This is a genomic window from Skermanella rosea (genome assembly GCF_016806835.2).
GTDB classification, from domain to species: Bacteria; Pseudomonadota; Alphaproteobacteria; order Azospirillales; family Azospirillaceae; genus Skermanella; species Skermanella rosea.
In genome coordinates, this window is record NZ_CP086112.1 from 412,509 (window position 1) to 426,437 (window position 13,929).

14 protein-coding genes and 2 pseudogenes are annotated in these 13,929 nt (G+C 67.3%); 8 read left to right on the plus strand and 8 right to left on the minus strand.

From position 1 onward, the window contains the following. Positions 1-40: 40 nt before the first annotated feature. Positions 41-868 (plus strand): IclR family transcriptional regulator domain-containing protein, encoded by an 828-nt coding sequence (locus JL101_RS30420; RefSeq protein WP_228435554.1) that lies wholly within the window; start codon positions 41-43, stop codon positions 866-868. A 313-nt stretch (positions 869-1,181) separates the two neighbouring features. Beyond that, positions 1,182-2,006: a hypothetical protein gene (locus JL101_RS30425; RefSeq protein WP_228435555.1), complete on the plus strand. Its 825-nt coding sequence runs from the start codon at positions 1,182-1,184 to the stop codon at positions 2,004-2,006. Positions 2,007-2,141: 135 nt separating this feature from the next. Here JL101_RS30425 and tnpC read toward each other — a convergent pair whose 3' ends face one another. From tnpC to JL101_RS30440, 3 genes are all read right to left on the minus strand, one after another. Continuing rightward, complete coding sequence (gene tnpC / locus JL101_RS30430; protein WP_203104560.1) at positions 2,142-3,731, minus strand: IS66 family transposase; 1,590 nt, start codon at positions 3,729-3,731, stop codon at positions 2,142-2,144. A 77-nt stretch (positions 3,732-3,808) separates the two neighbouring features. Further along, on the minus strand, positions 3,809-4,021 hold the full coding sequence (tnpB, locus tag JL101_RS30435) for an IS66 family insertion sequence element accessory protein TnpB (protein ID WP_203104558.1): 213 nt from the start codon (positions 4,019-4,021) through the stop codon (positions 3,809-3,811). A gap of 20 nt (positions 4,022-4,041) precedes the next feature. After that, entirely contained in the window at positions 4,042-5,718 is a 1,677-nt protein-coding gene (locus tag JL101_RS30440; RefSeq protein WP_228435556.1) for a recombinase family protein, read from the minus strand. Positions 5,719-5,918: 200 nt separating this feature from the next. Here JL101_RS30440 and istA point away from each other — a divergent pair, with 200 nt between their 5' ends. Next, complete coding sequence (gene istA, locus JL101_RS30445) at positions 5,919-7,436, plus strand: IS21 family transposase (RefSeq protein WP_203104602.1); 1,518 nt, start codon at positions 5,919-5,921, stop codon at positions 7,434-7,436. After that, positions 7,423-8,154: an IS21-like element helper ATPase IstB gene (istB, locus tag JL101_RS30450; protein ID WP_202681535.1), complete on the plus strand. Its 732-nt coding sequence runs from the start codon at positions 7,423-7,425 to the stop codon at positions 8,152-8,154. The genes istA and istB overlap by 14 nt, the downstream gene beginning before the upstream one ends. A 195-nt stretch (positions 8,155-8,349) precedes the next feature. On the opposite strand, the pseudogene JL101_RS30455 reads toward istB, so the two are convergent. The 5 genes and pseudogenes from JL101_RS30455 to JL101_RS30475 all read right to left on the minus strand — a co-directional run. Beyond that, positions 8,350-8,685, minus strand: a pseudogene (locus tag JL101_RS30455) (recombinase family protein); the annotation flags it as partial. After that, complete coding sequence (locus tag JL101_RS30460) at positions 8,663-8,842, minus strand: hypothetical protein (RefSeq protein WP_203104544.1); 180 nt, start codon at positions 8,840-8,842, stop codon at positions 8,663-8,665. The pseudogene JL101_RS30455 and the gene JL101_RS30460, both read right to left, overlap by 23 nt. 320 nt (positions 8,843-9,162) lie before the next feature. Next, positions 9,163-9,318 (minus strand): annotated as a pseudogene (tnpB, locus tag JL101_RS30465) (IS66 family insertion sequence element accessory protein TnpB); the annotation flags it as partial. Continuing rightward, a complete protein-coding gene (tnpA, locus tag JL101_RS30470) occupies positions 9,315-9,692 on the minus strand; it encodes an IS66 family insertion sequence element accessory protein TnpA (RefSeq protein ID WP_203104540.1) in 378 nt (125 codons plus the stop codon). The gene tnpA and the pseudogene tnpB (JL101_RS30465), both read right to left, overlap by 4 nt. Positions 9,693-9,765: 73 nt before the next feature. Beyond that, on the minus strand, positions 9,766-10,857 hold the full coding sequence (locus JL101_RS30475; RefSeq protein WP_228435557.1) for a zinc-dependent alcohol dehydrogenase family protein: 1,092 nt from the start codon (positions 10,855-10,857) through the stop codon (positions 9,766-9,768). A gap of 135 nt (positions 10,858-10,992) precedes the next feature. On the opposite strand from JL101_RS30475, the gene JL101_RS30480 reads away from it, so the two are divergent. From JL101_RS30480 to JL101_RS30495, 4 genes are all read left to right on the plus strand, one after another. Continuing rightward, the gene (locus JL101_RS30480; protein WP_203104538.1) at positions 10,993-11,847 is read left to right on the plus strand and encodes a LysR family transcriptional regulator; all 855 of its coding nucleotides are present in this window, start codon (positions 10,993-10,995) and stop codon (positions 11,845-11,847) included. Between the two features lie 88 nt (positions 11,848-11,935). Beyond that, a complete protein-coding gene (locus tag JL101_RS30485; RefSeq protein ID WP_203104536.1) occupies positions 11,936-12,181 on the plus strand; it encodes a type II toxin-antitoxin system Phd/YefM family antitoxin in 246 nt (81 codons plus the stop codon). Beyond that, a complete protein-coding gene (locus tag JL101_RS30490) occupies positions 12,178-12,573 on the plus strand; it encodes a type II toxin-antitoxin system VapC family toxin (protein WP_203104534.1) in 396 nt (131 codons plus the stop codon). Before JL101_RS30485 ends, JL101_RS30490 begins: the two co-directional genes overlap by 4 nt. Before the next feature lie 222 nt (positions 12,574-12,795). Further along, a protein-coding gene (locus tag JL101_RS30495) for an IS630 family transposase (protein WP_203104661.1) occupies positions 12,796-13,862 on the plus strand; the annotation gives its coding sequence in 2 pieces (ribosomal slippage) (positions 12,796-13,282 and positions 13,282-13,862; 1,068 coding nt in all). Positions 13,863-13,929: the final 67 nt, after the last annotated feature.

Here is a 13,929-nt window from a genome sequence, read left to right on the forward strand (position 1 = left end):
CGGCAACGTGGGTCAGGTGATGGGAAGCCAGGAAGAGACATTGATACGTTCCGAACCGCCGACCCCCTCCAAGGCGGCGTCCGCGACGGCGGCCGACCCCCGATCCCAGACGGTCCAGTCCCTGGTCCGCGCGCTCCACATCATGACGATCCTGGGCGAGGCCGACGGCCCGATGTCGCTGACCGAGCTGGCCCGCGCCGCCGACCTGTCCCCCTCGACCGCCCACCGCCTGCTGACCACGCTCCAGCAGGAACGCTATGTCCGCTTCGACGGCGCCACCCGGAGCTGGTATGTCGGCGTGCAGGCCTTCATCAGCGGCAGCGGCTTCCTGAAGACCCGCAACGTCGTGGACCTCGCCCGCCCGCGCATGCGCCAGCTGATGGACCAGGCGAGCGAGACGGTGAACCTGGCGATCATCGAGAACCACGAGGTGGTCTATCTGGCCCAGGTCGAATGCCACCAGATGATGCGCGCCCTGGCCCCGCCCGGCTCCCGCCTGCCGCTGCACTGCTCCGCCGCCGGCAAGGCGCTGCTGGCCCGCATGGCGCCGCACTATGTCCGCAACCTGATGGAACAGCGCGGCCTTCCCCGCTTCACCGCCGCGACCCTGACCACGCTGGAAGCCCTGGAAGCCGACCTGGAACAGGTCCGCACCCGCGCCTATGCGGTGGACAACGAGGAACACGCGATCGGCCTGCGCTGCGTCGCCGCGACCATCTATGACGAGCGCAGCCAGCCGATCGGCGCCCTGTCGGTCTCCGGCCCGAAGGCCCGCGTGACCGACGACCGCGTGGCCTCGCTGGGCGGATTGGTGCGGCAGGCCGCCGCCGCGGTGACCAACGAACTGGGCGGCACCGCGCCGGGATGAGGGGAGGGGTGCCGGCGGCGGGGGCCGACCGAGTCACTCCACGTCGCCCCGCCCCCTTGAACCCGGGCTTCGACGCCGCGCGTCACGAAAACCAACCAAACCCCTCTCCCCCTTGGGCTAATCTATCAACAGATCTTTTTAGGTGCGGCAGGTTGACTCGGGTTTGTCGCTGTAGTTGCGTAGTTTGGCGGGGATGTGATTCTGTTCGTGACGTTCTCAGGCGGAGGGCGTCACGAATGGACATTCAGGTTGATATCGTCGGCCGTTTCAACGATGAACGGCTGAAAAAAGGGGGCGGCAACTGCTGCAAAGGATGGTCGAGCGCTCGACCGTCCGCATTCGGCGTTTGTCGAACGACCGGATCGAAGAGGCTCGCTTCGGGCGTTGGCTGAACAATGCCAAGGTAAGACTGGTGGAAATGGAATGCACGATCGGCGAGCAGATGCGGGCGCGCGTCGTCGGCCTGCATGTTCTGGCCATCCAGGACACCAGCGAATTGAACTATCAGGCCCATGCCGGACGAACGCGGGGCCTGGGCACCGTGGGCAATGGCCGGGACGCCGGGCTGTTCGTCCATCCGGTGCTGGCGGTCGAGGCCGAAAGCGGAGCTTGTCTGGGACTTGTCGGAGCGCAGGTCTACGCCCGTCATGAAACCGCGGCCAAGCACCGTCGGGCTCTGCCGATCGAGAGCAAGGAATCGATGCGCTGGCTGGAGGGCGCGCAGACAGCCAAGCACTATCTCGATACGGCCCGGCACGTCACGGTCGTCGCCGACCGCGAAAGCGACATCTACGAGGAATGGGAGCGGCTGCCGGAAGCGGGTTTCGATCTTCTGACGCGGGCCTGCCGCGACAGGGCGCTGGCCGGAGGCGGCTACTTATACGCCTGGAGCGACGCGCTGGCGGTGGCGGAGCGCTTCACGCTGGACCTTCCCGAACGCCCCCTCAACGCATCAGCGGCGCAGGCGGCGGCCTCCGGCCCGATCCCGCCCGGCCCCCGCGCCGCCGAGCGCGACGGCATGCTCAAGGCCGTCGCCGTGCCGCTCGCCCCGGAGCCGGACAGCACCGCCGCCCACGACCGCCCGGTGCTGATCGCAGTCGCGTGGCCGGACCCGAGGCGGACCGACCAGCTCCTGTGAGGAACCGGCCGGCAGGTCCCGGCATCACGGTAAACCAGCGACGAAGGCACCTACTCGAGCGCCATCACGCGCGCAGATTCCCGATGGTGGGCAGCGGGAGGATTTGCCGATGGGAGAGACCTCGGCGCGGCCGGATCAGGCGGCGGCGGCAGTGTGAGGAGCGATGTTCATGCGGCCTGGATCGGCGGAACTGCTGGCGTCGGGCGGTCGCCAGTTGAACGGCAGCAAGGTATCGAGCGCCTGGATCTTGGTCCGTCCGATCCGGCCGATGACGTCGGTCAGGTAGGCTTCCGGGTTGATCCCGTTCAACCGGCAGGTTTCCACCAGGCTGTAGATCACGGCGGCGACTTTGCCGGCGGCATCCGAGCCGATCACGTTCCAGTTTTTCCTGCCGATGGCTATGCCGCGCAACGCCCGCTCGGCCGTCAGATTATCGATTTCCAGCGTGCCATCGGCGGCGTAGCGCGCCAAGGCATCCCACTGTGCGTTCATGTAGCCGAGTGCCTTGGCCAGTTCGCTGCGCGGCGCCACCTGGCTCAGCCGCTCGGTCAGCCAGGCCCGCAGGACATCGAGCAGCGGCACCGCCTCGCTCCGGCGCACCGCCAGGCGTTCCGCGGGCGGCAGCCCGTAGATTCGCCGCTCGATGCGGTACAGCGCGGCAATCTGCTTCACGCCCTCGCCGGCAACCGGCGAGCCCTTGGCGCGCACCAGATCGACCAGCTTGCGCCGGGCGTGGCCGAGGCAGCCGGCCTCGACCATGGCACCACCCCGGTACAGGTGATCGAAGCCGGAGAAGGCATCGGCCTGCAGGGTGCCGGTGAAGCCCGCCAAGTGCTGGCCCGGATGCTTGCCGGCCCGTCCGGCGGAGAAGCGGAACACCGCGATCGAGGGTTCGCTGCCGCCGCGCGGCCGGGTGTCGTCGGCATAGACCCAGAAGCGGCCGTCGTGAGTGCCGGAACGGCCCGGATTGAGAACGGTCACCGGCGTGTCGTCGGCATGGATCTTGGTCCGCCGGATCAGCAGTTCGAGCAGGCGGTCGGCAATCGGCGCCAGATCGCGCGCGGCCGCTTCGACCCAGCCGTACAGGGTGGTGGTGGCGAGCAGCGCGCCGAACCGGGCGTAGTGCGCCGCCTGCCGGTGCAGCGGCATGTGGTTGAGGTACTTGGCGATGACGACCTGGGCGATGGTGCCGGCGGTGGGCAGGCCGCGCTCGATCGGCCGGTCGTCAGGAGCCGGAGCCTGGGCCAGTTCACCGCAGGTCCTGCAGGCGAACTTGGGCCGGACCGTGACGTGAACCTCGGCATGGGCCGGCACGAGGTGGAGCTGTTTGCTCTCGTCCTGGCCGATCCGGGCCATCTCCCGGCTGCAGCACGGGCACTGCGTGCTGGCGGGCAGGATCTCGCGGGTCACCCGCGGCAGACTGTCGGGCAGAGGACGCCGACCCCCGCGGCTGCGGCGGTGCCGTCCGGTCGTGTCCTCGCCCGAGGGTTCCGCCTCGCCGGGATCGGCCGGGGCAGGTGCTGCCGTGTCGAGCAGGCTGAACTGATCCGGGCTCATCTTCTCCGAGGAACGGCCGAAGATCCTGTGGCGCAGAACCGCCAGGAACGTCTCCAGTCGTTCGTTCTCGCGCGTCAGCACCGCAACCCGACGTTCCAGCACGGCGATCCGCTCGAGCGGATCATCCTTCGGGTTCGCAGGATTGCTGTCGTGCCGGGCATCATCCATGTAAAGAAAGTATCCGCGCCGTCCCTCGTCGTAAACCGCAGCAGAAGCAGTAACATAGAAGTAATGCAGGCTTCTGTTCAGACGATAAGCAGGGGCTTCGCGATGGGTTTTGTCTTGGCTGATCGCCAGTCCAGACCGTCAACGAGCAGCGACATCTGGGCACGGCTGATCGTCACCACGCCATCCGCCGGGCTTGGCCAGATGAACTTTCCCTCGGTCAGGCGTTTCTGCATCAGCAGAAAGCCGGTGGTGTCGTACATTAGAACCTTGATCGTGTGCGCGAACTGCATGACATAGTGCATCCCTCCTCTCACAATCCTGGCAGCTGCATAGTTTCATCTCTATGATAATCAATTAGGTTTTTCGGACGCCGCGCCTTGACCTCGTTCACGCCCGTTCGTACGGCATCGGTCTCCAAGGCGGCAGCCGGGATGTGCCAGGGAGCCGACGGAACAAGTTGCGTGGCCGGCAAGGTCCCGCGTTGGATGAGACGATGCACGGACGGGATGGAGATGCCGAGCCGCTTCGCCGCTTTCTCGGCTGTCAGCATCTCGGGACGGGGTACCGACGGATCGAAGTCGGGAATGCCAAGCCGCTCTCGTAACAGCCGAACCTTCACGGTCGTCCAGGTCTCCCCGTTTTCGCTCCGGCACTTCATGCGGTTTAGCGTGACGGAGATCTCATGGTCCGGCCAGTGACCGGAGAGCTGACGCACAACCTCCACGGCTCCCGGATTTCCCTTTTCCTGCCGACCCTCTATTCTGCGACGCGGTACGCGCAGTTCGGTGTGACGGCCGCCAACCCAGTGGATCCGCAGCACCGCCTCGTGTGCCGCGTCGTCGAGGTCAATCACCACTTCCTCCACGAGCAGCCGGGTCAGGCGCTGCCGGGTCCGCGCGTCGGCCGTCGGTGCATTCCAAGCTGCGGATAGGTTGTGAGCCAGTCCCAGGAGTGCCTCCTTGTCCACCTTCGGGCGTGCCGCGGATCGTGCCTCGGCCTCGGCAATCCGACGTTCAATTTGCGCCACCCGTTCCAGCGCGGTATTCCACCGAGCTTCCAGTTCCCTCACGACATGGCGCTTGCCCGGGTCCACAAGATCGTACCGGCGTGCAGCCAGCGAAGTGTCATAGCGGGCCGCTTCCAGTTCACGTTCCAGGGCCGCCCGCTCCTCCGCCCCGGCGGCGGATGCCTGGTCGGCGGCGAGCAGGGCGGCCTCCACCGCACGGCCAGACACGGCCTCCAGCATCTGGGCCACGATCGCCCGATCGACCCGGACGCCACCGATCCCGATGCACAGGCCGACACCGACGTGGGCGTCGTCTCCCCGGCATTGGTAGCGGTGGGCATGCCCGGATTGCATGCCGTAGAACACCCGCATCCTGCGGCCGCAGCGTCCGCACCGGACCAGCCCCGTCAGCAAGGCCCGCCCGCCCCGGCCGGCCTTGCGAGAGGCACGCTTCTGCATGTGGGCGTTCTCCTCCAGCATGCGCTGATGTTCCTCGAACTCGGCCCAGGTGATGTAGCCTTCGTGGTTGTCGCGCAGCAGGGCGTTCCATTCGGTGCGTTCCCGTCTGTGCCCAGTGGTCTTGCGGGCCCGACCCTCGACGACCCGTGTCCTGCTGGCCGTCCGGCCGAACACGTATGCGCCGGCATAGATCGGGTTGTTCAAGACCTGGATGACCGTGTGATAGGCCGGCGGTTGCCAGAGGATCTTGCAGGCGGTGAGATTGCGCCGCACGACAGGAAGCGAGAGGTCGGTTGCCCGCGCCCAGAGAAAGACCTGGCGGGCGCTGCCCAATTCGCGGAACTTGCTGAACAGCATGCGGATCGCGCCGGCGACACGCTCATCAGGGTCAATTTCAATCCTTCCGGCCTCGTTCCAGCAATAGCCAGGTGGCAGGGTGAACTGCAACTCGCCCCTGCGAGCTTTGCCATCCCGGGCCTCGATGCCGCGTTGGCGCAGCAGGCTGAGTTCGTACTCCGACATCGTTCCCTTCAGGCCAAGCAGAAGCCGGTCGTTAATCAGACAAGGATCGTAAACCCCGTCGGGATCAACGACCAGGGTCCCGGCCTGTGCATCGGCGTGGAACAGTAGGCCAGTTTCGGAGGTGATCGGCGTCCAATAACCGGCCGCCTCGGATCTGGCACAATACCACCCTTGGTTGGACGAGGGGGTGGCACGCGGGGATGCTGACAGTGGAGACGATCGCGCGGATACGGCGGGAGCACGCGAAGGGGCGGAGCGTTCGGGCCATCGCCCGGGCGTTGAAGATCAACCGGGAAACGGTGGCGAAGTACCTGCGGTCTGGTGAGACGGCGCCGCGGTACGAGCGGACGCGGCAGCCGTATCCAAAGCTGGGGCAGTTCCAGGCGGAGCTGGAACGGTTGATCGCGGAGAACGACCGCCGGCCGGCGCGCGACCGGCTCGACTACCGGGGGCTCTTCGACCAGTTGACAGTGGCCGGGTTCGAGGGCGGCTACGACGCCGTGCGGCGCTATATCACGCGGTGGAAGCGGCGCCAGCCGGCGACGACGGCCGAGGCATTCGTGCCGCTGACCTTCGCACCGGGCGAGGCTTACCAGTTCGACTGGGCGGAGGAGTGGATCGTCCTGGACGGGGTGACGACGAAGGTGCAGGTGGCCCACGTGCGCCTGTGCCACAGCCGGATGCCGTTCGTGGCGGTCTACCCCCGCCAGACCCAGGAGATGGTGTTCGACGCCCACGCCCGCGCCGCGGCGTTCTACGGCGGCCTGTGCGAGCGCGGCATCTACGACAACATGAAGACGGCGGTTGACGCCGTGTTCGTCGGCAAGGAGCGGCGCTTCAACCGCCGCTTCGCCCAGATGTGCTCGCACTACCTGGTCGAGCCGGTGGCCTGCACGCCGGCCTCGGGCTGGGAGAAGGGGCAGGTCGAGAACCAGGTCGGCACGTTGCGCCAGCGCCTGTTCACCCCACGCCTGCGGGCGGCAACGCTGGAGGAAGTAAACGAGCGGCTGCGCCACGCCGTGGAGGCGTGGGCGCGCACCGCACCGCATCCCGAGTTCCCCGACCGGACGGTGTGGGCGGTGTTCGAGGCGGAGCGGCCGGCGCTGGTCGCCGTGGCCAATGCCTTCGACGGCTTCCACGAGATCACGGCCAGCGCGTCGAAGACCTGCCTGATCCGCTTCGAGCGCAACCGCTACAGCGTGGCGGCGGTGGCGGCCGGCAAGCCGGTGCAGGTGCGCGCCTACGCCGACCGGCTCGTGGCGTGGTGCGACGGCACGGTGGTGGCCGAGCACCGGCGGGCCTTCGGGCACGGCCACACGATCTACGATCCGCTGCACTACCTGCCGGTCCTCGCCCGCAAGCCCGGCGCGCTGCGCAACGGGGCGCCGTTCCGGCAGTGGGAGCTGCCTGCGGCCCTGGCCAAGGTGAGGGTCCGGCTGGGCCGCTCCGACGAAGCCGACCGGCAGTTCGTCGGCATTCTCGCCGCCATCCTGACCGACGGCCTGGACGCGGTGGAGGCCGCCTGCCGCGAGGCGCTGGCGAGCGGGACGCACAGCCGGGACGTCATCCTGAACATCCTCGCCCGGCGCCACGACGTCACCCCGACGACGCCCGTGGCAGTGCCGGCGGCGCTGACGCTGACGATCGAACCGGCCGCCGACTGCGCGCGCTACGACGGCCTGCGCGCGGCACGGGAGGGCTGTCATGGAGCGGCATGAGCTGATGGCGATGATGGCCGAGCTCAGCCTGGCGGGAATGCGCGCGGTCTACGACGAGGTGATGGCCGACGGCCTGAAGCGGCAGCGCACCGTCCAGCAGATCCTGGGCGACCTGCTGGCCGCGGAGCGCGCCGAGAAGAAGGCGCGCTCGATCCGCTACCAGCTCGGCGCGGCCAGGCTGCCGCTGGCCAGGACGCTTGCCGAGTTCGACTTCGCGGCCAGCCCGGTGAACGAAGCGCTGGTGCGCGACCTGCACGACGGCGGCTTCCTGGAGACCCAGCGCAACGCCGTGTTCGTCGGCGGAACGGGTTCCGGCAAGACGCACATCTGCATCGCCATCACCGCCAACTGCGTACGCCGCGGCGCGCGCGCCCGGTTCTTCAACGTCATCGACCTGGTGAACCGGCTGGAGGCCGAGGCCCGGGCCGGTCAGGCCGGCAAGCTCGCCGACCAGCTGACCCGCGTCGATCTGGTGGTGCTGGACGAGCTCGGCTACCTGCCGTTCTCCCAGAATGGCGGCCAGCTGCTGTTCCATACGCTGAGCAAGCTCTATTCCCGGACGTCGGTGTTCATCACGACGAACCTGAGCTTCGCCGAGTGGCCGTCCGTCTTCGGGGGCGACACCAAGATGACGGCCGCCCTGCTCGACCGGCTGACGCACCACTGCGACATCCTGGAGACCGGGAACGAAAGCTGGCGGTTCAAGAACCGCTCCTGACCTTCCTTCCGCCCGTGCCTTGTCCAGGGGGGCCCACAGGTTTCCTCCCACACGCGCCGCTACGTCGGTCATGACGGGCACTCCGCGGCGCGCGCGGGTCCCTCCCGTGGACTCCCTGGACAAGAGGTTCTACAACCAAAAGAATGGTTGGATATTGGACGCCGATGCTGGCTGGTTATTCGAAGCCGATTGACACCCGGCCAGAGCGCAGAGGTCAATGAGGTGATGCCAATCCCGGCCGTTGCGGGCCAGCCGTGAGGCCTCGATGCAGTAGACTGCGCCGACGGTGCCGGCGCAGACCGCCGCCACCAACTTCTGGAATCCTGGTCGGGCTTCGAGGCCGGACCCGGAGCGGCCAAGATCCTCGTCAATGATCATGACATCGACAAATCCCACCGCGCGTGCGGCATCGGCCAAGTCATACTGCCGACGGCGGCTTTCCGTGTGGTTGGCCACTTGCCCGGGTGAGGACTGGCGGACATAGACCGCGGCACCGCGGCCAAGATGGTCAGCGGTGATCTTGGGGCTCATGGCCGTCCTCCCCGTCCTCGATGCCCGACCGAGCGCCCACGGCTTCCAGGAGAAGGTCCGCCAGCACCTGCACGACCTCGTCCGGAACCACGACGTCCGGGGGAGGAACATTGAGGTTCAGCGAGAACTGGGTCATCGGTCGCGGTCGTCTGGTCATCGGCAGCCTCCTCGGTGAGGGATCTGTCCGATGGTGTGTGATCGCCGGCCGTGTGCCGCAGATCCGAGAGAACTGCCGCCAATGCACCAAGGGCCGTGATGGCGGTCTGGGGTGGCCCTAACACCGCCATACCCAGGCAGTACGCCGCGTCGCACATCCAGGCCGGTAGTTCCCGGGCTGTTCCGGAGCGCTCCTCGAGCCAGATGACCGGGTGGCCGCTGCGTGCTGTCCGGTTTACTACCCGGAGGGTCTGCCCGTACAGCGGGTGCCATGGATACTCAACCCGCGCCGACTCGAAACTGTATGCTGAATGACGCCCAATCCGCCGAACGCCCTCGGAAAACGAAAAGATGGCCACTGAAGGGATCCTGGAGCAGCACCGTCTGGATCTGTGCGGCAAGGCCGTCGATGCCACGGCGCAGGTCGGTCCGACCCGCCGCCAGATAGACACGCACGCCATCCGGCAGCCCGATCACGACCGCCTCTCGACGACGTCGAGCAGCCGGCCCAGGGTCACGGCGTCGAAGCCACGCCCAACCCGGAGGACGCTGCCCCCCTTCAGAACCAGTTCGATCCGGTCATCCCACAGCTCCGAAACACTCACCGCCGGTTCGGCGACATGGACCGCCAGAAACGTCGCCACGGTCTCCGATCCGGCCGATGATGTCAGGGCATCGGCGGCCTGCGCTTTGAGCCGGGAGTTCCAGTAGCCCAGCGTGCCTGCCTTCAGCCCATGACGCTCGCTGTACAGCCGCAGCGACAGGCCGCTGCTCTTCCAGCCCGCCACGTGATCCCGCCAGAACTGCTCACGGTCTCCCAAGTGCCCGCCATCGGCCATCGCAGCCTCCATCGATTTCCTGTCACCAGGAAAGCTCGGCTTCAACAGACAGGCGGAAAAGGTGCCTTCGTCGCTGGTTTACGCATCACGCGCCGCCGACGTCCCCGATGTTCCCGATATTCCCGGCGTCTCCCGTGTCCCCGGCGTCTCCCGTGTCCCCGACGTCTCCCATGTCCCCGATCTCGACGACGACCTTGCCCCGGGCCGTGCCGGATTCGACCGCGGCATGTGCGTCGGCCGCCCGGTCCAGGGAGAAGCGGCGCGGGTCGAGCAGGGGAAGCAGCTTGCCGGCCTCCACCAGCGCCGCCGCCTGCCGCAGGATCTCGCCGTGGCGCGCCTTGCCCTCGCCGGTCAGCATCGGCAGCAAGGTGAACACACCCGAATATGTCGCGGCCCGGAACGACAGCGGGGCCAGCGCGTGCGTCCCCCATCCCAGCGCGCTGACCACATGCCCGAACCGCCGGACCGCAAGGAAGGAGGCGTCCAGGACCGGGCCGCCGACGGTGTCGTAGACAAGGTCGAACCCGCGCCCCTGCGTGTGGCGGGCGACATAGTCCTCCACCGGCTCGGTCAGATAGTCGATCGGCCTGGCGCCCAGCCGCGCGATCACGTCCGCCTTGTCCGCCGAACCCGTCGCCCACACCGTCGCCCCGAAGGCGCGGGCGACCTGGATGGCGACATGCCCGACGCCGCCGGCACCGCCCTGGACCAGGACCGTCCGGCCGGCGCCGACGCCGGCCCGGTCCACCAAGCCCTCCCAGGCGGTGATGGTGACCAGCGGCAGGGCGGCCGCCTCCCGCATCGTCAGGTTGGCGGGCTTGGGCGCCAGAAGCTCGGCCTCCACCGCCGCATAGTCGGCGAGCGAGCCCTGCCGACCGCCCACGCCGCCGGTCATGCCATACACCGCGTCGCCCGGCTCGAAGGCGGTGACGCCCGGCCCGACCGCCGCGACCACACCCGCAAGGTCGATGCCCAGGACGGCCGGCAGCGGCTGCCTAGCATGCGCGGCGATCCCGGCGCGGATCTTGATGTCGAGCGGGTTGACCCCGCTGGCCATGATCCGGACCAGCACTTGCCCGGGTCCGGGCACCGGCCGCGTCCTCTCGGCCAGACGGAACGGGGCGCCGGGGGAGTCCAGCACCAGCGCCCGCATCATGTTCGATCGCCCGTTCATCATCTCCATGATCCTTGTACCATGATCCTTGCACCATGATCTTTGCCGTGTCGTCGAGGAGCGCAGTGTCGGCCCATCGCCGGCGTTTGGCGATCAACGTCCCTGTACGGAATCCATGCATTTCCGTATGGTCCGGTCATGGACTGGAGCGACCTTCGGATCTTCCTCGCCATCGCCCGCGAAGGCACGCTGGGCGCGGCGGCGCGGCGCGTCGGCCAGACGCAGCCGACCATGGGACGGCGCCTGCGGGCGCTGGAGGAGTCGGTCGGCCACGCCCTGTTCCAGCGGACGAGCGACGGCTTCGTGCTGACCGACGAGGGGTCGGCCGTGCTGCGCCACGCCGAGCGGATGGAGGAGGAAGCCATCGCCCTGGAACGCGAGCTGGCCGGCCAGGGCGGGGGGCTGGAAGGCGTGGTGCGGGTGTCCTCGTCCGACTGGTTCGGCACCCATATGCTGACCCCGGTCTTCGCCGCCTTCGCCCGCAGCCATCCCGGCGTGACGGTCGAGCTTCTGACCGAGGCGCGCCTGCTCAGCCTCGCGCGGCGGGAGGCGGACCTCGCCTTCCGCATCCGCCCGTTCCAGGAGCCGGAGGTGGTCCAGCGCAAGCTGACGCGCATCGACTACGCCCTGTACGGCGTCGCGGGCGGGCCGCTGCCACGGACGGGCGATGGCCGCGGCTGCACCCTGGTGACCATGGACACGGGTTTCGGCACCATGCCGGACGTGGCCTGGCTGAAACGCATGCTGCCCGAGGCCCGCATCGGCTTCCGCAGCAACAACCGGGACGCCCAGGCCCGCATGTGCGCCGCGGGCGCCGGGCTCGCGGTGCTGCCCCGGCCGATCGGGGACTCCCTGGAAGAGCTGGCGGCGATCGACCTCGGCGAACCGCCGCCAGGACGCGACGTCTGGGTCGGCTATCACCGTGACCTGCGCCGGCTGGCACGCCTGCGCGCCCTGCTCGACATGACGATAGACCGCTTCGCCGGCCGATGATGCGCCCGCCCGGGCCGGTTCCCCCCTTGCTCCGACCAATGCGGAGGAATAGCTTTTATCCGCCAACCTGTGTCAAGAAGGACGAAAAATGGCTGTCGTCAGCATGATTGAGGCGAAATCCAACCTGTCCCGCCTGGTTGAAGCGGTTGAGAACGGCACCGAAGCTGAAATCATCATCTCCCGCGACGGCAAGCCGGCCGCCCGGCTTGTGCCCGTGTCGCCTGTCCCGACCGGCCCACGAGTCGGCGTGGCGAAAGGGCGGTTCTCCGTACCCGACGACATTGACACCGACAATGAAACGATAAAGGGAATGTTCAGCGGTAGCGCCGAATGAGATTGCTCCTGGACACCCATATTGCCCTCTGGGCTATCATTGATAGCCCGAACCTGACAGCCAGAATACGAGAACTGATTATCGATCCAGGCAATATCATCACCGTCAGTACGGTGAGCGTCTGGGAAATCGCCATCAAGCATGCGCTCGCGCGAGGCAAGCCTACCGACATGCCGATATCAGGCGCGGAAGCACTCCACTATTTTCGAGCGGCCGGATATGTCCTGCTGAACATTTCACCCGAGCATGCCGCGGCAGTCGAACAGCTACCCGACCTGCACGCAGATCCGTTCGACCGTTTGCTGGTCGCACAGTCGATGGTCGAACCCCTGCGATTGTTGACCCATGATGCGAAGGTCGCTGCCTATAGCGATCAAGTCATTCTTCTCTGATCCTGACAAGGCGCTCACCTTCACCGAAACCTCCTTCGCCGGATCACGATCCGGCCAGGGAACCGCCGGGGCCGGTTCCCCCTCGCCGGGCTGGCCACATCCCGGCATGCTCCTTATACCAAGGGCCGAAGAGCGTGACTCGTGAGTTACGGTTCCGGGATTCCCAAATTTGAGGAAGTATGATTCGATCCATCGTTGGAAATTGGCGATGGATTGTTGAGGATGGTTGCGGTTGCGCTGACACGGCTTGAGCTTGGAGCGGCGGAGCTTCGGTTGCGGGCGACACGGACATCGGACGCCGATGCAGTTCGGCGGCTTCTGGCGATTGCGCTGTTGCTGGAGGGCTCGTCCCGCGAGGCCGCGGCACGCGCGACCGGGATGGACCGGCAGACGCTGCGGGACTGGGTGCATCGCTATAATGCGCAGGGACCGTCGGGCTTGTCGGACCGTAAGGCGCCGGGACGCACTCCCCTGCTGACACCGGAGCAGGAAGAGGTGGTCGCCGATTGGGTACGCACAGGGCCGACCCCCGAGGTGGACGGTGTCGTGCGGTGGCGCCGCTGCGATCTGGCCGCGCGCATCGAGCGGGAATTCGGCGTGAGGATTGCCGTGAAGACCGTCGGCACGCTCCTCGGCCGCCTCGGCTTCGTGCGCCTGTCGGCCCGGCCGCAGCACCCGAACCAGGACAGCCATGCCCTTGAGGCGCATAAAAAAACTTTGCCGACTTGGTCGCCGGTGCGATCCCGGAGCACGCCCGCGACAAACCGGTCGAACTGTGGTGGCAGGACGAAGCCCGTGTCGGCCAGCAGGGAACCCTGACATACGTCTGGGCCGCCAAGGGCAGCCGGCCACGCCGGCCCAGGGACCTCCGCTACGAGTGGGCCTACATCTTCGGCGCCGTCTGCCCGGCCCGCGATGTCGGCGTCGCACTCGTCCTGCCTACCGTGAACATCGACATGATGAACAGGCACCTCGTCGAGATCAGCGCCTCTGTCCTGCCCGGCCACCACGCCGTACTCACTCTGGACGGCGCGGGATGGCATCAGGACGGCGGGAAGCTGAAGCTTCCGGACAACATCTCCCTACTCCACCTGCCGCCCTATGCTCCCGAGTTGAACCCAGTCGAGAACATCTGGCAGTTCCTGCGACAGAACTACCTCAGCAACAGGGTCTTCCCAAAATACCAGGACATCCTCGATGCCTGCTGCAACGCCTGGAATGTTCTCGCCTCAACCCAGGGGAAAATCCAGAGCATCGCTACCCGCGACTGGGCACAGGTCAATCTTTAGAGCTCTTGGTATTATGCTCGCGGGCGGACGAGCCCGCCCGTCCGCCCCGTCGCCAACAGCAAGCCGG

What these genes read in the sequence shown, in the direction of transcription:
- istB (WP_202681535.1), top strand. Translation starts at nt 7,423, where the DNA reads ATGGAGCGGCATGAGCTGATGGCGATGATGGCCGAGCTCAGCCTGGCG.
- tnpC (WP_203104560.1), bottom strand. Translation starts at nt 3,731, where the DNA reads ATGGATGATGCCCGGCACGACAGCAATCCTGCGAACCCGAAGGATGAT.
- JL101_RS30425 (WP_228435555.1), top strand. Translation starts at nt 1,182, where the DNA reads ATGGTCGAGCGCTCGACCGTCCGCATTCGGCGTTTGTCGAACGACCGG.
- JL101_RS30475 (WP_228435557.1), bottom strand. Translation starts at nt 10,857, where the DNA reads ATGATGAACGGGCGATCGAACATGATGCGGGCGCTGGTGCTGGACTCC.
- JL101_RS30485 (WP_203104536.1), top strand. Translation starts at nt 11,936, where the DNA reads ATGGCTGTCGTCAGCATGATTGAGGCGAAATCCAACCTGTCCCGCCTG.
- JL101_RS30460 (WP_203104544.1), bottom strand. Translation starts at nt 8,842, where the DNA reads ATGACCAGACGACCGCGACCGATGACCCAGTTCTCGCTGAACCTCAAT.
- istA (WP_203104602.1), top strand. Translation starts at nt 5,919, where the DNA reads ATGCTGACAGTGGAGACGATCGCGCGGATACGGCGGGAGCACGCGAAG.
- tnpB (WP_203104558.1), bottom strand. Translation starts at nt 4,021, where the DNA reads ATGCAGTTCGCGCACACGATCAAGGTTCTAATGTACGACACCACCGGC.
- JL101_RS30480 (WP_203104538.1), top strand. Translation starts at nt 10,993, where the DNA reads ATGGACTGGAGCGACCTTCGGATCTTCCTCGCCATCGCCCGCGAAGGC.
- tnpA (WP_203104540.1), bottom strand. Translation starts at nt 9,692, where the DNA reads ATGGAGGCTGCGATGGCCGATGGCGGGCACTTGGGAGACCGTGAGCAG.
- JL101_RS30440 (WP_228435556.1), bottom strand. Translation starts at nt 5,718, where the DNA reads ATGTCGGAGTACGAACTCAGCCTGCTGCGCCAACGCGGCATCGAGGCC.
- JL101_RS30490 (WP_203104534.1), top strand. Translation starts at nt 12,178, where the DNA reads ATGAGATTGCTCCTGGACACCCATATTGCCCTCTGGGCTATCATTGAT.